9 protein-coding genes are annotated in these 10896 nt (G+C 68.5%); 5 read left to right on the forward strand and 4 right to left on the reverse strand.

The genetic code is table 11. From position 1 onward, the window contains the following. On the reverse strand, positions 1 to 256 hold a 256-nt coding region (locus tag AB0I41_RS33415), incomplete at its 3' end, for a hypothetical protein (protein WP_357115031.1). 406 nt (positions 257 to 662) lie between these two features. On the opposite strand from AB0I41_RS33415, the gene AB0I41_RS33420 reads away from it, so the two are divergent. From AB0I41_RS33420 to AB0I41_RS33440, 5 genes are all read left to right on the forward strand, one after another. Next, positions 663 to 1436, forward strand: a complete 774-nt coding sequence (locus tag AB0I41_RS33420; RefSeq protein WP_357115033.1) for an FCD domain-containing protein — start codon at positions 663 to 665, stop codon at positions 1434 to 1436. 272 nt (positions 1437 to 1708) lie between these two features. Continuing rightward, positions 1709 to 2974, forward strand: coding sequence for an extracellular solute-binding protein (locus AB0I41_RS33425; RefSeq protein ID WP_357115035.1), 1266 nt, complete (start codon positions 1709 to 1711; stop codon positions 2972 to 2974). Next, a complete protein-coding gene (locus tag AB0I41_RS33430) occupies positions 2971 to 3972 on the forward strand; it encodes a sugar ABC transporter permease (protein ID WP_357115037.1) in 1002 nt (333 codons plus the stop codon). Before AB0I41_RS33425 ends, AB0I41_RS33430 begins: the two co-directional genes overlap by 4 nt. Continuing rightward, on the forward strand, positions 3969 to 4877 hold the full coding sequence (locus AB0I41_RS33435) for a carbohydrate ABC transporter permease (RefSeq protein ID WP_357115039.1): 909 nt from the start codon (positions 3969 to 3971) through the stop codon (positions 4875 to 4877). Before AB0I41_RS33430 ends, AB0I41_RS33435 begins: the two co-directional genes overlap by 4 nt. A 70-nt stretch (positions 4878 to 4947) precedes the next feature. Beyond that, positions 4948 to 6978: a hypothetical protein gene (locus AB0I41_RS33440; protein ID WP_357115041.1), complete on the forward strand. Its 2031-nt coding sequence runs from the start codon at positions 4948 to 4950 to the stop codon at positions 6976 to 6978. On the opposite strand, the gene AB0I41_RS33445 is transcribed toward AB0I41_RS33440, so the two are convergent. From AB0I41_RS33445 to AB0I41_RS33455, 3 genes are read right to left on the reverse strand one after another with little or no spacing between them, the layout of a single operon-like run. Next, positions 6969 to 7967 (reverse strand): LacI family DNA-binding transcriptional regulator, encoded by a 999-nt coding sequence (locus AB0I41_RS33445; protein WP_357115043.1) that lies wholly within the window; start codon positions 7965 to 7967, stop codon positions 6969 to 6971. The genes AB0I41_RS33440 and AB0I41_RS33445 overlap by 10 nt on opposite strands. A 20-nt stretch (positions 7968 to 7987) precedes the next feature. Next, positions 7988 to 8893, reverse strand: coding sequence for an ROK family protein (locus AB0I41_RS33450; RefSeq protein ID WP_357115045.1), 906 nt, complete (start codon positions 8891 to 8893; stop codon positions 7988 to 7990). Positions 8894 to 8895: 2 nt separating this feature from the next. Continuing rightward, positions 8896 to 10632, reverse strand: coding sequence for a hypothetical protein (locus tag AB0I41_RS33455; RefSeq protein ID WP_357115047.1), 1737 nt, complete (start codon positions 10630 to 10632; stop codon positions 8896 to 8898). Positions 10633 to 10896: the final 264 nt, after the last annotated feature.

A 10896-nucleotide genomic window follows, 5' to 3' on the forward strand; every position in this document is an offset into this window, starting at 1 on the left:
CCCTGAACGTCCCACTAAACGAAGCCTGATTTGCCCATACGAAGAGCACGCTGTGCAGGGGACCGACGACATGGCGGTCCGCCGCCACCGCATTGATCACGTCGACGCGCCGAGGCCGCCGCTGTGCCGTGGTGATGGTGGGATCGACGCTGGGCCGGGCGGCGGCCGGGGTGGTGGCCATGAACGCCTGGCGGCCTCCCCGGTTGCTGAGGTTGCGTAGGTTTCTTGACGTGCGCCCGGCCAGCCCGAGCTGCACCGTCGGCGCCGACGGCTCTCACTGGCCCCTCAGCCTGATCGACGGAGCACCGGAAAGCCGTGGATGGCGAGACGGACGCGACTTGGTACGCATACATGCACCTCCTGCGGCCCCAGGCTTCCGGCGATCAATCCGATCCTTTGTCGCCACTTGGACATGTACTGCCTGTCGCATGCCAGGCTCGGGCCGCCCAGAATCCAGACCGGGAACGGCGCGGACCCGCGGATCTTGGACGGGTAAGTTATGAGATGAGTATCGATGCCGCAAGGGGTTGCGTCAATCCCATGGATCTGATTCAGTCTGAACCTAACCGCTTCCGGCTGGGCAAATGGATCGGAAGCATGTTGCCGCAGGGTGTCACGGCGAGGCCTCGACACGAAGTGGCCAGGCAGAGGAGATGGGGGAGATGTCGGCCCGACCCGACCAGTCGTCACCCGTTCCGCAGCAGCTGAGCGCGGGTGGTTATCGGCCTGGCTACGAGATAGCCGCCGAGCGGATCCTCGAATACATCGTCCGAGAGCGTCTCGCGCCCGGTGCCCGCCTGCCCACGGAGAAGGAGCTGGCGGACGCCATAGGGATGAGCCGGACGGTCGTGCGGGAAGCTGTCAAGATCCTTTCCGCTCTGGGGCGGATCTCCGTCCAGATGGGGCGGGGTATCTATGTGGCCGAGCCGGAAGGTGCGCTGTGGCGGGAGTCGTTCTCCCAGTTCCTGCCGGCCGATCTCCGGCAGGTGGATGGGATGTTCGAGTTCCGCCGTTTCGTGGAGACCACTGCGACACGGCTGGCGGCGCAGCGGGCCACCCCCACTGAGGTGAAGGCGCTGCGCGAGGCGGCACAGCTCACGGCGGACGCGGCAGAAGGCGGCGATATCGAGGCGTTCAACCGGGCCGACGCGAAGTTCCATCAGGCGATCGGCGTCGCGGCCTGCAACATGTTCCTGTCCGCCAGCGTCGACTCGGTGCAGCGGCTCCAGCGGCAGGTCAGCGTGATCGGGTTGGCGGGAGCCGCAGGTGGCTCAATCGCCGCGGCCGCGCAGCAGCACCTGGCGATCGCGGCCGCGATCGCGGCGGGTGACGAGGAGCAGGCGGTGGCGCTCATGGCCGAGCACATCGACACGACGCTGCGGCAGTTCAAGCAGGAGATCAACCGCCGCGTCTTCCCCGCTGACGGCGCCTCCTGATTCCCCGCTGATGGTGTCTCCTGGCCAGCGCCACAGTCTTGGAACGAGCCGCGGTGCAGACCTGACACCAACCGGTTCATGTACGGAACACCCTTTCAACATCACAGCGAGCCATCAGACGTCCCAAGATCCGAGATCACGTCATGAATGAGGTCGACGAGTTCCACGACCGCTTCGTCGAGGATGTCGCGAAGTCCGGGGCAGGGCTCAGACAGAGGGAGACAGCAGTGGATACGACGACATCCGGGCGGCGGCGCCGCCTGATCGGGAGAGTGGCCGCGGCCTTACTGGCGCTGCCGTTGGCGGTGACCGCGTGTGGCGGGAACGACAACGATTCGTCCTCCTCCGGTGGCCCCGTCAAGCTGGAGTTCTGGGGCTGGGCGCCCGGCTACGACAAGTCGGTCGAGCTGTTCAACGCCAGCCACAAGGACATCCAGGTCACGTTCAACAAGCTGCCGTCCGGTGGCCAGGGCGGGTACGACAAGATGTTCTCGGCGGTGAAGGCCGGCAACGCCCCCTGCCTGGCACAGGTCGGCTTCGAGTCGGTGCCCACCTTCCTGCTCGAGGGTGCACTGCAGAACGTCACCGAGGAGACCAGCAGCGCCAAGGGCCAGTTCGTCCCGTGGACGTGGAACCAGGTCAGCGTCGCCGGCAAGACGTACGGCATCCCGGTCGACACGGGCCCGACGGGGTTGTACTACCGCAAGGACGTCTTCGAGAAGTACGGCATCGCGGTGCCGACGACGTGGGACGAGTACGCCAAGGCGGCCGAGAAGCTGCACGCGGCCGACCCGAAGGCGTACATCCTGAACCTGAAGGCCACCGACCTGTCCGGCCTGGCCTGGCAGAAGGGTGCCAAGTGGTTCGGCACCGAGGGTGACACGTGGAAGGTCACCGTCAACGGCCCGGAGACCAAGCAGGTCGCCGACTACTGGCAGGGTCTGGTGGACAAGAAGTTGGTGAACACCACCGACGAAGGCGCCGCCTGGTGGAGTTCGCTGCAGTCCGGCAAGGTGGCGACCGCGATCGGCGCGGTGTGGCTGAATCCACTGATCGCGGAGAACGCTCCGGGTGCGAAGGGCAAGTTCGCCGTCGCTCCGATGCCGCAGTGGGCCGCCGGTGAGAAGAAGTTCGGCAACGAGGGTGGGTCCAGCACGGCCGTGCTGAAGGGCTGCAAGAAGAAGAAGGAAGCGGTCGAGTTCGCCACCTGGATGAGCACCAACCCCGACAGCCTGAAGAACCTGATCAAGGTGACCGGCATCTACCCGGCCGCCACCGCCGGTCTCACGCTGCCCGAGGTGAACACGGGCGTGGACTACTACGGTGGCCAGAACATCTTCGAGGTGTTCGCCGAGGCCGCCCAGAACACCGACACCAACTGGCAGTGGGGCCCGACGCACTCGCAGTTCGGCGCCGATCTGGGCGAGGCGCTCGGTAACGCGTACGCCGGCAAGAACACCCTGCCCGGCGCGTTCGACACCGTGCAGGAGAAGGCGGTGGCGGCGATGAAGTCGAAGGGCCTGAAGGTCGAAGGATGACCGGTCAGGTCGAATCCACCCCGGCGTCGCCCGCGGGCCACGGCCGGTCCCGGCCCACCAGCACCGCGGGTGGTGGCCGCCCGGCGGCCGGCCGCCGGCCCGCCCGCAGCAAGCTCGCCCGGCGCCGCAACCGGACCGCTGGTCTGCTGCTCGCACCGTTCGCCGTGCTGTTCCTGGCCGTGTTCGTGGTCCCGATCGGGTACGCCGTCTACCAGAGCCTGTTCCGGGTGCAGCGCTCCGGTCTCGGGCTGGAACCGCCCGAAACCGTGTTCGCCGGCCTGGACAACTACACTCGGGTGTTCGCCGACAACTCGTTCCTGACCAGTGTGGGCCGGGTGGTGCTGTTCGGGCTGGTCCAGGTGCCGGTGATGCTCGGACTGGCCCTGCTGCTGGCGCTGCTGCTGGACTCTCGCGTCGTACGGCTCGGCCGGTTCTTCCGGCTGACGTACTTCCTGCCGTTCGCGATTCCGGGTGTGATCGCGGCGGTGCTGTGGTCCTTCCTCTACGTGCCCGGGATCAGCCCGCTGGTCGAGCTCGGCGAGAAAGCCGGCGCCGAGGTCGACTTCTTCTCCGCCGACATGATCCTGTTCTCGATCGGCAACATCGTGACCTGGTCCTGGACCGGATACAACGCGTTGATCCTCTACACGGCGCTGCGGTCCATCCCTCGTGAGCTGTTCGAGGCGGCCGAGGTCGACGGCTGCTCCGGCTTCCGGATCGCCTGGCACATCAAGATTCCCCTGCTGCGCCCGGCGCTCACCCTGACCGGTGTGTTCTCCATCATCGGCACGCTGCAGCTGTTCGGCGAGCCGATGGTGTTGCGGCCAATGGCATCCGCCGCCATCAGCAACAGCTACACCCCGGTGATGCTGTCCTACCAGGCGGCGTTCGGCCTCAACGACTACAACTTTGCCGCCGCCATCGGGGTGGTCCTCGCCCTCTCGACGTTCGTCCTGTCGTACGGCTTCCTGCGGCTCAGCACACGAGGATCTTCATGAGCAGACAGTCCACAACCGAGGTTCGCGGATCCGGTCCGGTACGGGTGACGCCCCGGGCCGGCCGCCGCGGATCTCCCGCCGCGCAGCTGAGCACCATGGTGCTGCTGCTCGCCGTTGCCGGTTACTTCCTCCTGCCGGTCTGGTGGCTGGTCGTTTCGGCTACCAAGTCCAACGGCGACCTGTTCGGCACCAACGGTTTCTGGTTCGGGTCGAGCATCCGGCTCGCCGACAATGCCGCCAAGGTGTTCCACCACAGTGATGGCGCCTTCTCCCGCTGGATCCTCAACAGCCTGCTGTATTCCGGCGGCGGTGCCCTGACCGCCACACTCATCGCCACGATGGCCGGCTACGCCTTGGCGAAGTATCCGTTCCGGGGCCGGGAGGGCGTGTTCGGGGTGATCATCGGCGCGGTGCTGATCCCGCCGCCCCTGCTCGCTCTGCCGCTGTACCTGCTCGCCTCGACCGCCGGCGTCGTCAACACGTACTGGTCGGTGCTGATCCCGAGCGTCGTCACCCCGTTCGGTGTCTACCTCGCCCGGCTGTACGCGGCGGCCTCCGTGCCCGACGAACTGATCGACGCCGCCCGGGTTGACGGCGCGGGCGAGCTGCGGATCTTCTTCACCGTCGCGCTGCGGTTGATGTCGCCCGCTCTGGTCACCATCTTCCTGTTCCAGTTCGTCGGGATCTGGAACAACTTCTTCCTGCCGCTGATGATGCTCGCGGACAACAAGCTCTGGCCGCTCACGCTCGGGCTCTACTTCTGGAACAGCCAGCTACGGAACCAGCCCTGGTACGACATTGTGGTCACCGGCTCGCTGATCTCGGTGGTACCGCTCGCCATCGCCTTCCTCGCCCTGCAGCGCTACTGGCGCTCGGGGCTGTCGGCCGGAAGTCTCAAATCCTGATAGCCCGCTCGATCCCCGATCCGGCGCGCGCGGCGCCGGGGGCCCCTTCTTACCGAGGAAGTCCACCAGAATGCCGACCCACTACATCCTTCGCGTGCAGACCCGACCGGAGCTGAGCCCGACCCGGACCGCCGCACAGTTGGTCGAGATGGCCCGCGACACCGGCGCCGACGAGATCTGCATGTTCGCCTTCGCAGAGGAGCGCAACGACGGACATCCGAGCGTGGCGGAGGTGCGGAACTGGTGTGAACACACCCGGCCGGCGCGGGCCGCGCTCGCCGAAGCGGGGATCCGCATCAGCATCAATCCCTGGGCGACGCTGCTGCACGTCGACCGGGGGCGGCGGCTGCGGCCGGATCAACCCTGGCAGACGCTCGTCGACCCGTACGGCGGTACGACGCAGGCGCAGGTCTGCCCGCTGGATCCCGGCTGGCGTGCATACTACCGCGACGTGCTGCGGCTGTACGCCAGCGAGGATCACGTCGCCGTGGTGTGGGTGGAGGACGACATCCGCCTGCACAACCATGCGCCACTGCGGTGGGGTGGCTGTTTCTGTCCGTTGCATCTGGAGCGGTTCGCTCGCCGGATCGGCCGGGTTGCCACCCGCCAGGAGGTGATCGCCGCGTGTACCGCCGCCGGAGTGCCGCATCCGTGGCGGGCGCAGTGGCTGGACATGTGGGACGAGGCGCAGGTCGAGCTGATCGCCGAATGGCGCGGGATCGTGGCGCCGCTCGGCCGGCGCCTCGGTCTGATGTCGAGTCAACTGTCGGCCCACAGCGCGGAAGGGCGGCGGTGGGACGCGTGGTTCGGCGCACTCGACCCGGAGGGCACCCCGGTGCACCGGCCGCACTTCTGGCCGTACAGTTCCGGCACGCCGGACCAGTTGCCCGCGGCCGTGGTGCGGCTGGACGCGGCCCGGGCGGTCCAGCCCACCGCCGTGCGTAGTTACCCGGAGATCGAGAACTACCCGTACGGGCGGTGGAACAAGTCGTTCCGCGAGATGTTCGCCCAGATGGCGTTGGCGCATGTGCTGGGATCGGCAGGCCTGGCGATCTCGGTGCACGACTTCATGGGCAACGAAACAGCGGATGAACCGACGCGGGCGGCGTTCCTGACCCAGGCGCGGCCGGCGCTGGACCTGATCGCCGACTTGTTCCCGCCGGCTCTGCGCAGCACCGGGGTGGGGATTCCGTGGTCGCCACACGTTGCCCGGCATCGAGCGGTGCCCGCCGGAGAACACGGACGGTGGGAGGCACTGGCCGCCCCGGTCGGCGGTATCGCGTCGTGGCTCATCGCCGCGGGTACGGCCGTCAGTCTGCGTGGCGAGAGCCGGGTCAACGCGCTGTCCGCCACCACGGTTGACGCGGCCACCGCGGAAGATATTCGTCGCTGGCTGTCCGGTGGTGTCCTGCTGGACGGCCCGGCAGCGCTCGGCCTGCAGGCCCGCGGCTACGGCACACTGACCGGCCTCACCGACGTCCGCTGGATCAGCCAGGATCACCTGCTCTTCAGCATCGAACGCTGTACCAGGGCCGAGTTCGGGTTACGTCAGGGCTGCGACATCAGCGTCAATCAGGGTGCCGGCTCGCGTCTGCACTGTCTGGTGCAGGGCACCTTGGCGCCCGGCGCACAGCACGCCAGCGTGCTGCTCGATGCCGGCGGCAATCAGGTCGGTCACGGCCTGGTGCTCTTCGAAAACGAACTCGGCGGCCGGGTCGCGATCCTGCCCTGGCCAACGGAATCGCCTGTGTCGATGAATGAGCAGCGGGCTGCGCAAATTGCCAAGACCGTGGACTGGCTCGGCGACCATGACGTGGCCGGGCCCGAACACCTGGTGGTCTCCGGGCATCCGTGGCTGATTCCGATCGCGCTCACTGACGGTGAACGCTGGCGGGTCGCGGTCTTCAACGCCAGCCCGGACGACGCCACCGCGTTCGCGGTGCGGCTACCCGCCGGCATGCCCAGCCCGGCCGGCGCCCTGCACGTGACCGGGACCGGACGACTTGCCCCGGCCACGCTGGTCGACGGAGAGGTCCGCACGGTGCAGCCCATCCGGCAGTGGGAACTGGTGCTGCTGTCCTCCAGCCCCATTCAGGGATAGTCGATCAATGTCGTCGGGACGATCAGCCGTCGCGGTGGCGCGTCGGCGCCTCCGTCAGCCGCGTCAAGCATCCGGCTCAGCAACACGCGGCTCGCCTGGCGACCGATCTCGGCGGCGTCGTAGCTGACCACGGTGAGCGGTAGGCCCAGAGTGTCCGCGAGTTCGAAGTCGTCGAAGCCGGCCAGTGCGGTGTCCGCGCCGGCCGCACGAATGGCCCGGAAGGCGCCGATGGTGTTGCGGTTGTTGGCGGAGAACAGCGCAGTCGGCGGCTTGCGCAGCCCGAGCAGCTCAGCCGCCGCCCGCTCTGCGGCACCACGGTCGCGACCGACCCGCCGAACGTAGCGATCGTCCAGCGGTAGGCCGGCCGCGTCCAGCGCCGCGCAGTAGCCGCGGAACCGCTCCGAGCCGGTCCAGGTCGCCGGCGGAAGCCCGAGGAAGCCGATCCGCTGGTGCCCGGCGTCGATCAGCCGGTTGGTTGCCGCCCTGGCTCCGGTGAAGTCGTCCACCAGCACGCAGTCCAGCGGCACACCGTCCGGCGGCCGGGCACCGAGCACCACCGGGGTGCCACGGCGCCGGACGGTCTCCAGGTGGGACTGGTCGCTGCCGGCCGGTACCACGATGATCCCGTCCACCCGCCGGGCCACCAGGTCCCGGATCATCTCCCGTTCCCGCTCGACGTCCTCGCCGGAGTTGCCGAGCACGGCGCGGATGCCGTGCTCGGTGAGCACCGACTCCACCCCGACCGCCAGCTGCGAGTAGAACGGGTTCGCCAGGTTGGTGATCACCAGGCCGACCAGCCCGGTGTCACGGCCGAGCCGCAGGCTCCGCGCCACCTCGTTGCGGTGGTAGCCGAGTTCGTTCACCGCGGCCAGCACGCGGGCCTTGGCGTCGGCGGACACCGCAGAGCTGCCGTGCAGCACCCGGGACACCGTCATCGAGCTGACGCCGGCCCGTTCGGCCACATCGCGCATCGTCGGTGCCTGGGGCACGATCGGACTCCCTCGCCGCATCATCCTTCGGCCGGCATCCCAGCCGGATGCATCTTTCGACAACAGTGCCACGCCGCGCCAATCAGCGGCGACAGTTCGGGCCGGCGCGCCGCCACGAGCGCCGGGCAGGCCCCGGCCAGGCCGGCCCGCAGCGGCGGCTCGATCAGATCCCACGATGCCGATATCGCTCCGCCGACCACCAGTGCCGTCGCCCCGAACCGCGTCAGCCAGGGACCGAGCGTCCGGCCGAGGGCCCTCATCGCGGTATCGATCACCGCCCGGGCCTTCGGCTCACCGCTGCGGGCCCGCTCGGCCATGTCCTGGATGTCGATGTCGGGACCACCGCCGTACGCCGTGAGCAGGGCGCGGCGCGACACGGCTTCTTCCAGGGGGTGGCCGTCGATCATCAACAGATCGACCCGGCCCTCCGGCGGCACAGAGTTGCCGACGGCGATGATCTTGCCGTCGGCCAGGAATGCCGACCCCACGCCGGTGCCGAGCGTGATGGCGGCTGCCCGGTTGTGTCCGGACACGGCACCGGTAACCCATTCGCCGATCAGGAAAGCCTCGGCGTCGTTGATGAAACACAGTCGCGAGCGGGCCAGCCCCAGTCCGTCGGCGACAGCGCTTCGTACGTCCACGCCGTACAGCGCGTCGAATTTTCCGACCGACTGGAACAGGCCGACGCCCCGGGCGACGTCGAAGGGTCCGGGCACCGCGATCCCGCACCAGGCCTCCGCAGGCAGGTCGAGCTCGCGGCCGCAGGCCACGATGTCGCTCAGGATCTCCTCGGCGGTGCCGTCGCCGGGCAGCGGTCGGCGTCGCACGCTGCCCGGCCGCACCGTCCAGGTCGCGGCATCGACTACCGCCCCAGCGACGTGTGTCCCGCCGATGTCGAGCGCTGCCAGGACGTCGTTGTCCGCCATGGCTATCGCACCAGAGACTTCACGACCTGTACCCGCTCCTCGCCGATCCGGGCCAGCGTGTACTGCCCGACCGCAGCGGGTATCACCAGCGTCTCGGCATAGGCGAGCAGATGTTCGTCACCGGCCGCGGTCCGCACCACCACGCCGGCGCCGTCGACGACGTTGAGCATGTGGAACCGGTCCACCGTGTCGTCACTGGCGGGCTGGTCACCGTCGAGCACGAACCGGCGTACCTGGTAGAAGACATCGGGCAGGTCACCCAGTAGCTCCTCCCGCCAGCCGACGCCGGAGCGCAGGATCCGCGGTGCGGGGACCAGATCGTCGCGTACGGACTGGCCGCGGCGCGTGGTGTCCAGGTTCGCGAACGCGTGCTCGATGTGCACCGGCCGCCGCCGCCCGGCGGCGTCCTGTCGCAGCCAGTCGTAGAACCGCAGTGAGTACAGATACGGCGTGGCGCTGATCTCCAGCACCAGGTTGCCGACCCCGCTGGCGTGCGGCGTGCCAGCGGGGATGAGGAAGAGCTGGTGCGGGTCCGCGGGATGGGCCTGCACGTGGTCAGTCACCTCGAAGGGTGCACCGTCGCAGTACGCCGCCAGCGCCTGCCCGTGGAACTGGTCCAGGTCGACGTCGTCGCGCAAGCCGAGGAACACCTGACTGCCCGGGCTTCCGATCATCACGTAATACGTTTCGTGCTGCGTGTAGTCCCAGCCGAAGATCTGCCGCATGTAGTTGAGCCGCGGATGGCAGTGCACGGACAGGTGCCCACCGTCGACAGTGTCCAGATAGTCGAACCGGATCGGGAACGAGGTGCCGAACTCGGCCTGCACGGGCGGGCCGAGGAACCGGTCGGGCAGCAGCGAGACCATCATCTGGAACGGGACCTCGATCCGCGGGCCGCCCGGCTCGCCGATCAGTACGCCGTTCTCCGGGGCGATCAGCTCATAGCCCAGTGCCGTGTTCGGTGCCTCCGGATTGAACCCGAGTTCGCGTTGAGCCCAGTGCCCGCCCCAGGGAGTGGAGTTGAAGAACGGCCGCACCCGGAACGGCCGGCCGGCCAGGGTGGCGATCGTCGCCCGGACCGTCGTGCCGTCCAGGGATGCCAGGTTGGTGCTGCCGGTGACCGGATCGGGCTGCAGGTCGATCCAGCGGTCGATCTGGCCGGCGATCCCGTCACGGTGCCGGTCGAGCACCGGCCAGTCGACGTAGAACAACCGGCGGGTGGTGCCCGGACCGGCAGCTACGGGTTGTCCGAGGTTCTGCGCTCGATCGGAGTGCATGGCGGCCTCGGCGTACCGCTTCGGCAGATCTGCGTACCAGAGCACGTCATGCGAGACGAGCCCGGCGCCAGGGCCGTAGACGATGGTGACACCCTCGTCGGCGGTCGGCGACGGGTCAGGTAGCCGAAGGAAGTCCGGCAGTGCGCAGCGCGTAACGCTGGTGAAGTCGGGGTCGTCGACGAGTTCGGCCGTCCCAGCGGGTTCGGTGAGCCGCAGGATTTCGTCCCAGGGCCGGAAGAAGGCGCTCAGGTCGACCTGGTGCACGGCCACTCCCCGTTCGGCCAGCGCCTTGGCCAGCCCGGCCACGGCGCCGTCCCAGTCCAGGAACGCCGGTCCGTCCAGGGCGAGCACGGTGGGCGTAGCGGGCAGCGTCGCAGCCGCCTCGTCCCAGCCGGGCCGCACTCGGTTGCCGGTCGGGGGGTAGCTGGGGTTTCGATCGTAGGCTCGCGGCGTGGTTGCCAACTGCGCACACTCCTCTTCCTTGGTATCGATACCATACAGCCCTCACCCGTGGTTGGCGTCGCCCCCGGTGCTCAGGCGGTTTCAGCCTACGGCTCATTGCCGGCAATGAATGATAGCGATAACATCCTCCCGGAGCGGGTGGAGGTCAGCCGTAGCAGTGACCACGCGGCTACCTCCGCCGGGAAGCGCGGCAGAGCGTGGAGCCGTCGCGGGATCCGCCCTGCCTTCCGGGATCGACAGTTCGCCCTGGTACGAGGTTCAGGA

The organism is Micromonospora sp. NPDC050200 (assembly GCF_040656135.1).
Lineage (GTDB): Bacteria > Actinomycetota > Actinomycetes > Mycobacteriales > Micromonosporaceae > Micromonospora.